The following is a 15,073-nucleotide window of genomic DNA, read 5'->3' as shown; positions in this document are numbered from 1 at the left end:
CCGCAGGTTTCTCGAGCCGTTGCGGGCCGATTCCGCTGCTCCGCCTTCTCCCGTCAGGCCGCGTCCCCGTGTGCCACGACAAACCCGCTCTTGGCGTGTCCGGCAGGGCAGCAACGTATCCGCCGAGGACAACGTGGCGTCACGCTTTTGGGTTGCGCCAGGCCGGAAGCTCCAGCGGCAGATGGGAGGTCTCCTTCGCTGACGACAGCACTATGAGCGTTTCCGTCCGCTGCACACCGGGCACGCCTTTCACGATCGCGGCGAGAAATGCCTCCAGGTCGCGCGTCGTGTGCGTGCGGACCTTCAGGAGATAATTCCATGTACCGGTGACATGATGGCATTCGAGGATCGACGGCTCGTCTGCGACGCGCTCAAGGAAAGGCGCTTCGGTCGCGGGATCGGTCCAGCCGACAAAGATGAAGGCAAGCAGGTCGAGCCGCAGCGCTTCGGCCGACAAGGCGGCATGCGCTCCCGAGATAACTCCTCGCTCCTGCAGTTTCCTCACACGCTCGTTGACGGAGGAAACCGCAAGGCCGACGGCCTTGCTCAGTTCCGCGTAGGAAGTCCGCGCGTTCTTCTGCAGCAGAGCAAGCAGCTTGCGGTCGATGTCATCAAGATCGTTCATCAGTGATCCGTCGTCAGGAAGGCAATTGTCGGAAAACAGTCACACGCCCGCTCGCGCCGCGGACGGCTTTTCGCCGAAGCGGCGACGGAATTCGCGGTTGAAGTAGGACAGGTCGCGAAAACCCACCGCATAGGCGATGTCTGTGATTCGCAGGTGGGCGTGTCGCGAATCGCCAAGCAGGCGCCGCGCCTCGTCGAGACGCATCTGGCGGACATGCTGCGAGAACGACAGCCCGACGGCCTCGAGCAATTGCTGCACATAGCGCGCCGACAGGCCGAGCCGCGCACCGGCTGTCGCAGCACTTAGTCCGGGATCGCGCAGATTGGCCGAAATGTCGTTGAGCACGCCGCGCAGCCGGGCGGCCTTCAGCCCGCCGAACGGCGCGGCCGCGCAAGATCCGACGCCGGATTGACGATATGCGCCACCAGTTCACGCAACTGAAGGCTCGCCAGCCGGGCCAAGCCAGCCGGCACGCCGCCCGGCAGCGCCACCAGTTGGGCGCAATAGGCCGACAGCACGGCGATGGCCGGGTCGCCCGGCACCGTCTCCTTCAGGACCAGATCGTCGAGCGAGGGGGAAAGGACGCGCGCGGCGTCGCGATCGAACCGTAGCGTGAAGGACTTGCCGCCGACGGCCGATATCATGCCGCCCGGCTTGTAATGCGGCACGAGCGTCGCGCGCCCGGGCGTCAGCGAGACCCGCGTGTCGCCGAATACGGCGTCGAAACGGCCCTCCAGGCTGATGATGAACGAGCAGCCGTCGTCGCAGTGCCGCAGCGCGACGCTGTCCCGCGTCAGGCTCACCGGACCGAGATCGACCGTCGCAGCGAGCGGCGGCGCGGACGCGATGTCCAGCCGCCATCCGGCACACTCGGGCATGGCCGTTTCGGCAATTCGGTTCAACAGCGGCTCCGCCTCGTGGGGCCTGAAAGGTGGAAAATCGTGCGCGGGCGGCCTCGCGGCTGACGCTGTCGCCAAATCGATCATCGGAAATCCCCCGTATTGCCCGGAATTTTTCCGGTATATTCCACGATTCTCCGTACATATCAACGCTCATGTCCAAATTTCGTTCGTTCCAGACCAAGTCGGGTGCCGTTTCCCTGGCTATGTTCGGCGCCTACTGACCGGCCCGAACGGGCGGTGAACCCCCGAATTCGATTGATGTCTTTCACGGAGAACAAATCATGGCCGCAACCATCGACTACGATCTCGTAACATTGCGATCCCAGTTCCAGGCGAACACGTTCGTGACCTGGAAACAGTGGACGCCGGACGTGCTGGGCCTGTCCAACGGCGGCTACGTCGTCGCCTACAACAACGGCCCGGATTTCGGCTGGGCCATGAAGCTCGACTTCTACGGCGCGGACGGGCTGCTGCTTGCCGGCGCCGTGACGCCCAACGCGGGAAGCACCGCCGCCGGCGGCGAGCCCAGCCTGACCGAACTCGACAATGGCAACGTCCTCATGATCTGGGACGACAACAGCTCTGGGAACCTGGGCCAACAGGCGACCATTTTTTCGTCGACCGGCCAAGTCGTTGTTTCCCAGTTCGACATCACGACCTCGGTCAACGACTTCAGGCCGCAGGTTACGACGCTCGCGGGCGGTTTCGTCGTCTCGTACATGGACACCGCCGGCAACCTCAACTTCAAGGTATTCGACAACGACGGCGCGTATCAGAGCGGCCTCGCCGACATCAGCGGCTCCTTGTCGGTCGCTAATCCGGTCATCGCTGCGCTGGAGGACGGCGGATTTGTGGTGGCGTGGACGGCGGTTAACAACGTCGTGGCGCGCATCTTCGAGGCGGACGGATCGCCGCGCGCGGTCAAAGGCTCGACAGATCCCTTTTCCGTGGGAGCCGGTGGTAACAACCTCCAGCCAGCGGTCGCCGCGCTGCCGAACGGCAACTTCGCCGTCGCTTATGCCGATACCGGCTGGGGAGGGGCCGAGCTCGGTAGCACGGGCATCACGCTCACCGTCGTCAGCGCCGGCGGGTCGATCGTGAAGCCCTTCGTCCACGTCAACACAGCGGGCGTATCCAACGAAGCCGATCCCGATATCGCCGTCCTCGAAAACGGCTTCATCGTCGTCACTTGGACCGACCCCGCCGGGAATAATGAGATTTTGGGTCGCATCTTCGACCATGACGGCAACCCGATCGGATCTCCCATGCCGCTGTCGGACTCCGCGGGTTCCGACGACATCAAGTCTGCGGTCTCGGCCATTCTGGCCGGACAATTCATTACCGCGTGGCAGGACAGCGAGAGCGACGGCGACGGCGGCCGGATCACTGCCCTTGCTACCGAGATCGTGCGTACGACGACCGGGGATGGCGCCGACGAGACACTGAACGGCGACGCGCTTCGCGACATCATCCATGGCAACGGCGGTAACGACACGATCAACGGCTTCGGCGGCAACGACACGCTCAACGGCGGGGCCGGGGCCGATACGATGGCGGGCGGATCTGGCAACGACACCTACTTTGTCGACAGCATAAGCGACAAGGTGATCGAGGCGAACGGTGCGGGCACCGGCACGGACGAGGTGCGGATCAGCGTCAGCTTCTCGGTCGTGTCGCAGTTCGTCGAGAACATGGTGCTGCTGGGCGCCGACTCGATCAGCGCCATCGGCAACAATCTTGCCAACACCATCACCGGCAATGCCGGCAACAACGCCATCGACGGCCGGGGCGGCATTGATGTCATGGAAGGTGGCTTGGGCAACGACACCTACTATGTCGACAATGTGCTCGACAAAGTCGTCGAAGCCAATGTTGTAGGCACCGACACCGTCTACACCTCCGTGTCCAAGGCTTTTGTCGACCAGTTCGTCGAGGTGATCCGGCTCTCCGGCTCGGGCAACATCAACACGACAGGCAACGGCCTCGCCAACACCATCGTCGGCAACGGCGCCAACAACGGGATCAATGGCCGCGAAGGCGCCGACACCCTGACGGGCGGCTACGGCAACGACAGCTTCGTCTTCAACACGGCGCTCGGTGCAACGAACATAGACACGATCACCGACTTCAAGCCCGTCGACGACACGATCCAGCTGGACGATGCGATCTTTGCGTCTCTCGGCACAGGCGTGCTCTCGGCCAATGCGTTTCGCTCGAACGCCACGGGCCTGGCGCAGGACGCCGACGACCGCATCATCTACAACAGCGCCAACGGCCAGATCTACTACGACTCGAACGGCAATGGCGCCGGCGGCAACGTCCTGGTAGCGGACCTCGACAGCGGCCTGGGGGTCACCAACGCCGATTTCCTGGTGGTTTGACCGGCACACCAACGCCCCGGGAATCCAGGCTGGGCCTGCGCCCGGCTTCGCGCGTCGTCCAAGGCAGCGAACCTCCGGCGCGCCATCGACTGTAATTTGTGGTACTATCCGATGGAAGGCGTGCCGGGGCGCACTGACTTCTGGAAGACTTAGCCATGCCCGATATCACCTGGACCCATGCCGGCGAAACGCTGAACGAGTGGCTCGACAGGATCCAAGGTTTGGGGTGGAGAAATCCAGTTGATTCTCCGGGCAGTTCGGGCGCTGCGTTTGTGTCCGGCGCGCTGGGGGATCCGGACTTTCTCTACACTCTCGGAAAGAACGCCGAGGAAATGGCCGGGACCGGTACGGCAACCGGCTCGCTGTCGACCCTCCTTGAAGTTTCCCATCCCGACGATGCCGCTGACGGCCGCTTTTTCACATTTCTTAGCAATCCGGCCAGCTATATCGAAGTGCAGGGGTTTTCACCCTCGACCGTGGCAAACCCGGCGCCCATCGAAACGCCGGTCACCGATCCACACCCGGCCTTTGGCCCTCGCGACGGTGCCCCGCTCGCCTTCGGCCACGGCGGCTACCTGGTAGCCGGTTACGGCGACGGCGATCCCAACGCTCGAGATATCGACATCCTGCCGGGCAAAGCCCTCGATGTCAGCTGCGATGATTTTTCGACCAGCGCAGCACTTGCGGCGATCACCGGAACTCACGCCAGCGAAACCCTGAACGGAACCGGAAGTCACGACACGCTCCAGGGCTTGGGTGGAAGCGATCAGATCAATGGCCTGGGGGGCGCCGATACGATCTCGGGCGGCGACGGGTCCGACACGCTTCGGGGAGGCGACGGCAACGACACCATTTACGGCCACAGCGTTGCCGACCTGAACTCGAATTCGGGCAACATCACCGCAACGCTTCTGGCCAATGTCGGTTCGGGCGCGGTGTTCGTGACCGGCGCGCCGGGCGACGGCGGCTTCGTCTACGCGCTCAGGAAGGATGTCGGCGACATCGTCCGGATCAATGCGGCCACGGGAGCGCAGTCGACCTTCCTCGACATCCCTGCTGCGCAATTCTCCAGCGGCGGCGAGCGAGGCGTTCTCGGCCTCGCCTTCCATCCCGACTATGACGCCAATGGTCGCTTTTTCGTCTTTCTCACCAATCCGGCCGGCAACATCGAAGTGCGGGAGTATGCGCGGTCCGGCAATCCGGCCCTGGCTGACCCCGTGCCCATCGAAACGCTGATCACCATTCCGCACCCGACCTTCGCGAACCACAATGGCGGCTCGCTCGCCTTCGGGCCGGACGGCTACCTCTATATCTCGACCGGCGACGGCGGCGGCGCCAACGACCCCAACGGCAATGCCCAGAATCTCAACGTGCTGTTGGGAAAGATCCTCAGGATCGATGTCGAGGGCGACGATTTTCCCACCGACTCGGGACGCAACTATGCAATCCCCGATGGCAATCCGTTTGCAGGCATGCCGGGCGCCGACGAGATCTGGGCCTATGGTCTGCGTAATCCCTGGCGCATCAGCTTCGACCCCCTGACCGGCGACCTCTATATCGGCGACGTCGGCCAGCGGGCGCGGGAAGAGGTGAATTTCGAGCCGGCCGGTGGGCCGGGCGGATTCAATTATGGCTGGGACTACCGTGAAGGCCTGCTGCAGGGTCCAACCCCGCCGCCGAACCCTCCGATCGCCTTCACCGACCCGGTTTTCGACTATCCCCGCGACTTCGGCCAAAGCATCACGGGCGGCTATGTCTACCGTGGACCAGCCCCTGGTCTCCAGGGCGCCTATTTCTTCGGCGATTTTGTGAGCGGACGGCTCATGACGCTGCGCATGGTCGATGGCGAGGCGGAAGATCCGATCGAGCGCACGGTCCAGGTGGTCGGCGCCGACCTTCAACAGATTTCGTCCTTTGGCACGGACAATGCCGGCAATCTCTATGTGGTGAGCCTGTCCGGCGCAATCTATCGGCTGGATCCGGGCATTGCGGCGGGCGATGGCGCCGACGTGGTCGACGGCGGCGCAGGCAATGACAGCATTTTCGGCGGACAAGGCAACGACTTTCTGAACGGCGGCGCCGACGCCGATACGATGGCGGGCGGTTTTGGCAACGACACGTTCATAGTGGATTCGATCGGCGACAAGGTGATCGAAGCGAACGGCGCCGGCACCGGCATGGATACGGTGCGCACCACCGTCAGCTATTCCGTGGTCTCGCAGTTCGTCGAAAACGTCGAGCTTTTGGGCAGCGGCTCGATCAACGCCATCGGCAACAATCTTGCCAACACCATCACCGGCAATGCCGGCAACAACGCCATCGACGGCCGGGGCGGCATTGATGTCATGGAAGGTGGCTTGGGCAACGACACCTACTATGTCGACAATGTGCTCGACAAAACGATCGAAGCCAATGTCGCCGGCACCGACACCGTCTACACCACCGTGTCCAAGGCTTTTGTCGACCAGTTCGTCGAGGTGATCCGGCTCTCCGGCTCGGGCAACATCAACACGACAGGCAACAGCCTCGCCAACACCATCGTCGGCAACGGCGCCAACAACGGGATGAATGGCCGGGAAGGCGCCGACACCCTGACGGGCGGCTACGGCAATGACACCTTCGTCTTCAACACGGCGCTCGGTGCAACGAACATCGACACGATCACCGACTTCAAGCCCGTCGACGACACGATCCAGCTCGACAATGCCATATTCACGTCTCTCGGCACAGGCGTGCTCTCGGCCAATGCGTTCCGCTCGAATGCTACGGGCCTGGCGCAGGATGCCGACGACCGCATCATCTACAACAGCGCCAACGGCCAGATCTACTACGACTCGAACGGCAATGGCGCCGGCGGCAACGTCCTGGTAGCGGACCTCGACAGCGGCCTGGCGGTCACCAACGGCGACTTTTTGGTCGTGTAGCCGGATCCGAAGCCATCACGAGCCGGCGTCGTTTCCATCTTGGACGCCGGCTCCGAACATTCTTCCGGCGTTCCGCACGTGGCCAATTTTCTGGCGACTGAATGTTTCTCCGAATAAGATCGGCGCTGGTCGGAGATCGTCCGGCTCTACTGGCTGACGCTCGACTGGGAGATCAGCAAAAAATCAGCGGCTGCGTGAGGGCCGCTGGTGGCTGCTTCCGTGGTGGGCGACGGAGATGCCCAAGGGGGCAGTGCTGCCTGATCTCGCCAACGGGTTCGATGAAATGGACGAAATCGCAGGCAGACGGCGAGCACTAAACCGCTTGGCTTTCAAATCCGTCTCCGGCAAAGTTGTGCTTCGTAGACGCGGAGACAAGCTGTGGCCGGAAGCTGGAACGGGCTCACCTACAATGGTGACGCAACAAACGAGAATGTCACCGGCACAAGCGCCGACGAATGGATAATTGGTCGCGGAGGCAACGATACTTTGCGCGGCGCGGGTGGCAACGACCAACTCGACGGCGGTGAAGGGAACGACACCCTCGAGGGCGGCGACGGCAACGATACCCTCTCCGCGGCGTATTTCAACAACCTCGGCCACGGTGGCGGACTGGACACCCTCGACGGGGGAGCGGGCGATGACGACTTCTTCATGGAACGACCACAGGCTGGATCTCGAGTCATTGGCGGCACAGGCACCGATGAACTGCGGATGGTGTTCGGCGAGAGTATGGCCTCGGCCGTGACCTTGTCGCTTACTCAGGCGGGCAGTTACATGAAGATCGGTTCACTGGATGTCATGTTCGTGCAGACGGTGGAAGTGCTCGATCTCAAACTTGGCGCGGGAAACGACAATATCACTGCTGGCGATGGAGATGACACGCTGCAGGGCTGGGGCGGCAAAGACATACTCCGCGGCGGCGGCGGTGACGACCTGTTGGATGGCGGTGACGGGGCAGATCAGCTGATTGGCGGCACAGGAGACGACACTTACTTCGTCACGGCAGGCGACATCGTCACCGAAGCCGATGGCGAAGGAACGGATCGACTTTCCACCCCTGATAGCTTCTCAGCCGCCGGCCAGCATATTGAGGTTCTGAGCCTCTACGGGCCTTTCGACGTCAATCTCACGGCCAATCACTTGAACAACGAGATCAGGGACAACGCCGGGGACAACATCATTTATGCCAGCGGCGGCGATGACATCATCTGGAGCGGCGCCGGATATGACACACTCCATGGCAGTTCCGGAAACGACACCTTCTATGTGCAGGGAATGGCAGATGTTGTGGTGGAGTTCTCGTCTGGCGGTCTCAACGACCGCATTTTCACCAGTCGGGATTTCACATTGGCCGACAACTGCTATGTCGAGGTGCTGTCAGACCTCAACGCTGCTGCCACGGTTCTGAACGGCAACAAGCATGCTCAGGCGATCATCGGCGCCGGCGGTGCGGACACCATCGACGGGCGCGGCGGGAGCGACACTCTGACAGGGGGTGGGGGTGAAGACATCTTTGAGTTCACCCGCGCGCTCGGCCCAACCAATGTCGACACCATCACCGATTTCTCGGCGGCTGACGACACCATACGACTGGAGAACTTCATCTTTACTCAGATCGTGGGCATCGGTACGCTTTCGGCCAACCAGTTCAGGGCCAACGCCACCGGTCAGGCGCAGGACGCCGATGACCGGATCATCTACGAGACGGACTCCGGCCGCGTGTTTTACGACAGCAACGGCAACGCGGCGGGCGGCAACTTCCTGTTTGCAGACCTGGAAAGCGGTCTGGCGATCACCAACGCGGATTTCCTAATCGCCTGACCTGGCTGGAGCGCGCGAGGCAAGGAAGCTGAAGGGGCTGACCGTGGCCGAGGGCGAGATCATTCTGCGGATGAAAGTCGACCGGAAATCCTTCAGTATCCAGATGGCTCGCGAGCCAACCACCGCGCTCAAGGCGCAGGACGTGCCAGGCGGCTTATGCCCGGCTTGATCCATCCACCACGGCTGCGAAGCAAGTGCTGGCGCAGAATCTCAATCTTCGGGTTCTACCGCCTTGGGGTCAAAATGCGAGGCAACGACTGCGTCGAGCCCATCAATCCGCGACAACGCCTGATCGGATCGGTACTTCATCAGGCCGAATGCACGGCTTGACTGGTAAGCTCTCTGGGGAGGATATTCCTCGCCAGCACAATGCTTCAGGGGAAGTAGAAAAATGGCTGACGATTTCCCGGCTGATCCCAGCACCACCGGTCAGATCGTTGTCGGCTCGACGACACCGGGCAGGATCGACTCCATCGATGACAGCGACTGGTTCGCGGTCGATCTTTCGGCTGGCCCGTTCGAACTCGATCTCGTCAGTCTGGAGGGCTTGTTGCCCTCTTTTTCGGGGCTGTTCGACAGTGCGGGCGACCCGGTCGCCGCCGATTTGCGGCGGGTCTTTCGGGACGACGAGGTAGTGAGATACACCTTTTCGATCGAGACGCCGGGGGACTATTTCATTGAAATATGCGCTGCCGATGAGTTTCACCCCCTGTACGACTATGCCATCCAGCTGGAGCAGGCAGTCGTCAAGTCGGGCACGCCGGGAACCGACTGGCTGCTGTGGGAACCAGGCGTCGACATCATAGACGGCGGCGCGGGCATCGACATGGCTTCGTTTGTCGACAGCAGCCTGCGGCTCCGGATAGATCTCGATACCGGGATCGTCCAGATGCTGGGAGGCGGGTCCGATCAGCCGACGATCACGCTTACGTCCATTGAAGGGGTTACCGGCTCAAGCTTCGCGGACACGTTTATCGGCTCCGAAGCAGATGACAGGTTTCGTGGCCTGGGCGGGCCGGACACTTTCTTCGGTGCCGCGGGAGCCGACGTCATTGACGGCGGAGATGGACGCGATACCCTCCGTGCCGGACGCTTTACTCTCGACAGCGAAGACATCAGCCTGTCTCTGCTGCGGGGACGAGGCTGGATCGGCGAAGCGGCGGGAGATCGCTACGCCAATATCGAAGATGTCGTGTCTGGCTTCGGGGATGACATCCTCACTGGAGATCATGGCGACAACCATCTCGATGCCCAATACGGCGACGACATTCTGATCGGGAATGCAGGCGACGATTATCTGGACGGTTATTGGGGCAATGACACGGCCGTCTTCAGTTACAATGCCGATCAGTATCTGGTCACGACGTCGGGATTCGTCACGACCGTGACGTATATCGGTCCCGGAGCGGGCGACGGCACCGACACGCTCGCGCATATGGAAAATCTTCAATTCGCGGACGATCTCGTCGTGGTGTGAACGCCGCCGGCGGCAACAGTTCCAAACCTGCTCACCAGCAGCCAATCGGATATCACCTCACGCCAGAACGAAATCCCGGTTCGAAATGGCAAGCCCCGACCGTTGCAACAGGTTATTTCCGCCGGCGGGCAGTTACTTGCACCAGAGCCGGTCGTCGCGTTGCCTCGGCACCTTGTTGGCCGGCGAGTTCATATCCAACGCAAGCGGCACGGCACAGGACGCCGACGACCGCATCATCTACGAGACCGACACCGGCCGGGTTTGGTATGACAGCAACGGCGAAGCAATAGCGCCCGTCGCAAGGGACTATGACTTTTCCTTGCCGGTCAGAGCGGGCCAACGCATGTAGAATTTGCCGATCGCCTCCACCAGTCGCTCCCTTGCGCGGCCCGGGCTGCCTCAGATCAGAGTGGCGGAGGGAGCGCTTGCCAAGTGCTTCTCTTTGGAACCGTGCTGGGAGCGGGACGTTGGCCCTGGTAACGCCACGAGGCTTTCGCGAAGATGGAGACCGACAGTGATCAGAGAAGTTGTTCGAGAGTGGAAATCTGGACCGGATCGCGGCGACACCAACGTTTTAATCCAGATGCTCGAAGAAGAGATCGACCATCTGCTCAGCCGACGCAACAGTCAGCGCTCTGAGCGGGTAGACGAGGAGAGAAGGCTTCGTTCTCATTAGCTCGGCTGCTTACATGCAGTCACCCTCCCCTCAGATGCGGCAAACATCTGCAGGCGCCCAAAAGTCCCTCACATCTTTTGCCTACATTGCGGCGCCTGACCAGGCCGGGCAACCTTTGGCTGTAACGCACGTCACCTCACGCAGGTCTGCCACAGTGGCGTAATCCCCCATCTTAGCCCATCGGCCTACCTGTCCTGCAACGTGCCAGCGCCGCAGTTGTACGTGATCGCCGCCTCGCTCAGCCGGGCATATCGCTCGTCAACGTTCCAGAACCCGCCTGTCCCGGCATCTCCTGCCCCCCGCAAATCACCCGGGCGATTGAATCGAAATCCGATCCGCAAGGCCAGGTTTTCAAGCTGTCCAACTGGATACGTTGGCTGCCCAGCCTTGACGTCCATGCACAAGCGCGGCCGACCGTATCGGTATGATGCCGCCAACAAGCCTTCATGAGCGCCATCGCTATCGCAGCAACATCATCTTCTGGCTGTGAGTCCTGACCTAGCTGGCAAACAAGAAGCGCCCGATATGTTTTTCAATAAGATTTGACTCCACCTCGATAATGTATCAATATACTTGCGCTCCAACCCAAATAAAAGCGACGAGCTGCCTGATCAACTTGAGATTAATGGGTAGAAAGAAGCGCTTTCAGGTTAAGAGTTTGAACGGAGTTAGTTCTGACAGCGTGGGTTATATCGTTCAGAAGAATGGTTGTATCCGGTTGCTCGGGACATTTGAGCGTTCGCCATGCAAGGAGGGCAGTTCGAGAATCCATAGCGCAGCAAGCGCAGCGCAAATATCTGTAAAAGATTCGCACTTTTACATTGGCATTCTCTGCCTACAACTTAGTAGGACCAGTCACTCGAAATAACCGTGATGCGCATTGGGCGTGTCAGGGAAACATCCATTTTGGAGAGACGTACCATGCCTAACATTCCAGTCACCTGGCTCGAAGAATTCAACGTCACTCTGACGTCCAACCCGCAAGATCCCGACATCATCCAGCTCGCCAACGGCAACATACTCGTCTCCTGGTCGACCACGGATGACACCGCCCCCGGCGACACAGCCGGTGAAGATATCGTCGGCCAGATCTTCGATCCACTCGGCAATGCCGTCGGCGGGCCGATCCGGCTGAACCAAAACTTCTTCGTCGACGGCGAGAACAATTCCGACCTTGCCGCGCTGCCGAACGGCGGTTTCCTGATGGTCTACCAGGATAATGAAGGCGCGTTCGGGACGAGCCTGAGGCTCGAGCAGTACAATGCGACCGGTGGGTCAACCAGTTCTGTCACGATTCAGAGCGACGCCGCCGCGGGCGCGCCCTTCTTCAGTCAGCCGCACGTCGCCGTATCGAGCGCCACCTCCGCCCTGGTCGTCTATCAGCAGGATACCGGCACGGGCCCGACGATCGTCGGCAGGATCTATGATCCGTCGACCAACACGGTCGGCGCGCAGATCAGCCTTATCGCCTTCGCCGGCGGGGACACCGATCCTGATGTTGCCGTCCTGACCAACGGCAATTATGTGATCACGGGCACCAATAACGAGGCAGGCGACAACCGCATTATCATTCGCATAGTCAACCCTGCCGGTGGCAACGTTCTCGCGGTGACGCCGATTGCAAGCACGGATGGCGACGGCTTCAACGATAACGAAGCTTCGGTCACTGCGCTTGCCGGTGGCGGTTTCGTGGTCTCCTACACGGATCGCGACGGCAGCGATACGGACGTGGCCTATTCCATGTTCAACGCAGCCGGCACCCAGATCGCCTCGGGTCTTGCAGGGTCCACCGCTGGCACCCTCACCAACAACAACAACGAATCGGTCGTTTCCGGCCTCGCCGACGGCAGCTTCGTCATCGTCCTCGACAATGACGAAGCTAACACGATGGAAGTCACGCATGTGAATGCGGCGGGCACCGCGCTCGGCACCTTTACGTTCTCCGGCCCGGGTACCGAGCCGTCGATCACGGATCTCGGCGACGGCCGTTTCGCGGTGACCTGGGAGTCGCTCGACGCGACGGGCGGCGTGCGGATGGAAATCCTCGACACGCGCGACTTCGTCAACAATCCGGCCGTCTACACGCCGGAATCCAAACAAATCGGCACCATTTTCGACGACGTATTCACCGCCGACGGAGGCGCAAGCCAGGTATTCGGCCATGACGGCAACGACACGATCACTGAATCCGGTTCCATCAAGGAGTACTTCGGCGGCAACGGCAACGACACCTTGATCGTCGTCTCACCGATCAATGACGACGTGCACGACGGCGGCTCGGGCAACGACACGATCGACTGGAGCGGGGCCTCAGGCTTTGTCGTGGGCGCCACCTTCGATTTGAACGCCGGATTGGCCACCGCCGGTGGTCAGGACGAGGTGATGGTTAGTTTCGAAAATCTGATCGGCACCAACAACGACGACATCATCATCGGCTCGGGCGGCGGCAACATTCTGAACGGTCTCGACGGCAACGACACGATCGAAGGCGGCTTCAGCACCGATACGGTCGACGCCGGCGCCGGCAACGACATTGTCAGGGTACTGGACGGCCAGTTCGCCGATGATGTCGACGGCGGCACTGGAATAGACCTTTACGACCTGGACTACATCAACCAGAGCATCGTGATCAATCTCGCGGCCGGCACGCTCCAGGTGTTCGATTCCGGCTTTGCGTTCGGTCCCCTTAACTCGGTGACCGGTATCGAAAACGTCTTTGGTGGAGCGTTGGACGATACGATCACCGGCGACGCCCAGGCCAACGTAATAAACGGCCGCGGCGGAAACGACAGCATGACCGGCGGCGACGGCAACGACACCTATTTCGTCGACGCCTTCGGCGACCAGGTCTTCGAGGCCAACGGAGTGGGCACCGGCAACGACACTGTGCGCACGTCGGTGAGCTATTCCGTCGCCGCGCAGTTCGTGGAAAACATGGTTCTGCTCGGCGGCGGCAACATCAATGCCGTGGCCAACAACCTCAACAACACCATTACCGGCAACGCCGGCAACAACGCCATCGACGGGCGCGGCGGCGTCGACAACATGACCGGCGGCAACGGCAACGACACATATTTTGTCGACAACCTCGCCGACAATGTGTTCGAGGCAAACGGAGCGGGCACCGGCATCGATACCGTTCTGCACTCGGTCAACTTCTCGGTCGCGACGCAGTTCGTCGAAAACATGGTGATGACCGGCGCCGGCAACATCAATGCCATCGGCAACAACCTCAACAACACCATCACCGGCAACAACGGCAACAATGGCATTGACGGCCGCGGCGGCGCCGACTCCATGAGCGGCGGACTTGGCAACGACACCTACTACATCGACAATGCCGGCGACCAGGTCTTCGAGGCCAACGGCGCAGGCACCGATCTGGTGTTCACCAGCGTAAGCAAGTCTTTTGCCGCCCAGTTCATTGAAAACATAACACTGAGCGGAGCCGGGAACATCACCACCACCGGCAACGGCTTGAACAACATCATCGTCGGCAACAACGGCAACAACGCCTTCTCGGCACGAGAGGGCAACGACACGATCACCGGCAATGGCGGCAACGATATCTTCGTGTTCAACACGGCCCTGGGGGCCACGAACGTCGACACCATCACGGACTACAATGTGGCGGCGGACACGTTCCACCTCGACAACGCCATCTTCACGGCGCTTGGGCTGGGTGTGCTGGCGGCCGGCGCGTTCCGCATCAATGTCACCGGCGCCGCACAAGACGCCGACGACCGCATCATCTATGAAAGCGATTCGGGGAGAGTCTGGTATGACAGCAACGGCAACGCTGCTGGCGGAAACTTCCTGTTCGCTGACCTCGCCGGGGGCCTCGCGCTTACCAACAACGATTTCCTCGTCACCTGATCGAAATCGTCAGATCCCAGCTGGCGGGAGCGGCATGCCGCTCCCGCCCTTTTTTTACGAATTCCGGCTCTACTATCTAAGAATTGGCTATCTAAGAACTGGTGAGTGGCCGGCCCGCCTTACTACAAGCCGAGGGAGCCACGGCGGCGACACTGTCATTGCCGCGATTCCGGCAGTGCCCGAAGTCTGGTCATTTGCCTTCTCGCCTCGGCGGTGAGGGGATGGTGGGGATGCAAAGCTATGAAGTTCCTGAACGCTGCGACCGTATTTTCCCTCCGGGCTCTATCAAAAGCTGCATAAACGTCGGCGTCCGGGTCCGTCGGAGACACGCCTTTGTCTGGCTTGTCCCGACCCGAGAGCAGGCTTCGCGCCCGGTCCGCGAGGGGATGGT

General features: G+C 61.2%; 11 protein-coding genes. 8 read left to right on the top strand and 3 right to left on the bottom strand.

Going from position 1 to position 15,073, the window contains the following annotated elements; genetic code table 11:
* Positions 1-139: 139 nt before the first annotated feature.
* Genes ACG873_RS30050 through ACG873_RS30040 form a run of 3 tightly spaced genes read right to left on the bottom strand, consistent with a single transcriptional unit; the run spans position 140 to position 1,527 of the window.
* Complete coding sequence (locus tag ACG873_RS30050; protein ID WP_394889497.1) at positions 140-625, bottom strand: Lrp/AsnC family transcriptional regulator; 486 nt, start codon at positions 623-625, stop codon at positions 140-142.
* A gap of 39 nt (positions 626-664) precedes the next feature.
* Positions 665-970 (bottom strand): helix-turn-helix transcriptional regulator, encoded by a 306-nt coding sequence (locus ACG873_RS30045; RefSeq protein WP_394889496.1) that lies wholly within the window; start codon positions 968-970, stop codon positions 665-667.
* Between the two features lie 20 nt (positions 971-990).
* Positions 991-1,527, bottom strand: a complete 537-nt coding sequence (locus tag ACG873_RS30040) for a hypothetical protein (RefSeq protein WP_394889494.1) — start codon at positions 1,525-1,527, stop codon at positions 991-993.
* Between the two features lie 281 nt (positions 1,528-1,808).
* Here ACG873_RS30040 and ACG873_RS30035 point away from each other — a divergent pair, with 281 nt between their 5' ends.
* The 8 genes from ACG873_RS30035 to ACG873_RS30000 all read left to right on the top strand — a co-directional run bounded on the left by ACG873_RS30035 (position 1,809) and on the right by ACG873_RS30000 (position 14,682).
* Complete coding sequence (locus ACG873_RS30035) at positions 1,809-3,908, top strand: calcium-binding protein (RefSeq protein ID WP_394889493.1); 2,100 nt, start codon at positions 1,809-1,811, stop codon at positions 3,906-3,908.
* 155 nt (positions 3,909-4,063) lie between these two features.
* A complete protein-coding gene (locus ACG873_RS30030; protein ID WP_394889491.1) occupies positions 4,064-6,832 on the top strand; it encodes a PQQ-dependent sugar dehydrogenase in 2,769 nt (922 codons plus the stop codon).
* A 378-nt stretch (positions 6,833-7,210) separates the two neighbouring features.
* A complete protein-coding gene (locus ACG873_RS30025; RefSeq protein WP_394889489.1) occupies positions 7,211-8,653 on the top strand; it encodes a calcium-binding protein in 1,443 nt (480 codons plus the stop codon).
* Between the two features lie 43 nt (positions 8,654-8,696).
* Positions 8,697-8,822, top strand: coding sequence for a hypothetical protein (locus ACG873_RS30020; protein ID WP_394889488.1), 126 nt, complete (start codon positions 8,697-8,699; stop codon positions 8,820-8,822).
* Positions 8,823-9,044: 222 nt separating this feature from the next.
* Positions 9,045-10,130, top strand: coding sequence for a hypothetical protein (locus ACG873_RS30015; RefSeq protein WP_394889486.1), 1,086 nt, complete (start codon positions 9,045-9,047; stop codon positions 10,128-10,130).
* A gap of 136 nt (positions 10,131-10,266) precedes the next feature.
* Positions 10,267-10,479: a hypothetical protein gene (locus ACG873_RS30010; protein ID WP_394889485.1), complete on the top strand. Its 213-nt coding sequence runs from the start codon at positions 10,267-10,269 to the stop codon at positions 10,477-10,479.
* A 165-nt stretch (positions 10,480-10,644) separates the two neighbouring features.
* A complete protein-coding gene (locus ACG873_RS30005) occupies positions 10,645-10,806 on the top strand; it encodes a hypothetical protein (RefSeq protein ID WP_394889483.1) in 162 nt (53 codons plus the stop codon).
* Between the two features lie 921 nt (positions 10,807-11,727).
* Positions 11,728-14,682 (top strand): beta strand repeat-containing protein, encoded by a 2,955-nt coding sequence (locus ACG873_RS30000; protein WP_394889482.1) that lies wholly within the window; start codon positions 11,728-11,730, stop codon positions 14,680-14,682.
* The last annotated feature ends 391 nt before the right edge of the window (positions 14,683-15,073 follow it).

The sequence above is a fragment of the Allomesorhizobium aridi genome (assembly GCF_043769475.1).
Taxonomy (GTDB): domain Bacteria; phylum Pseudomonadota; class Alphaproteobacteria; order Rhizobiales; family Rhizobiaceae; genus Allomesorhizobium.
Note: the sequence above shows the minus strand (reverse complement) of the source record. Positions and strands in the feature narration are given on the sequence as shown.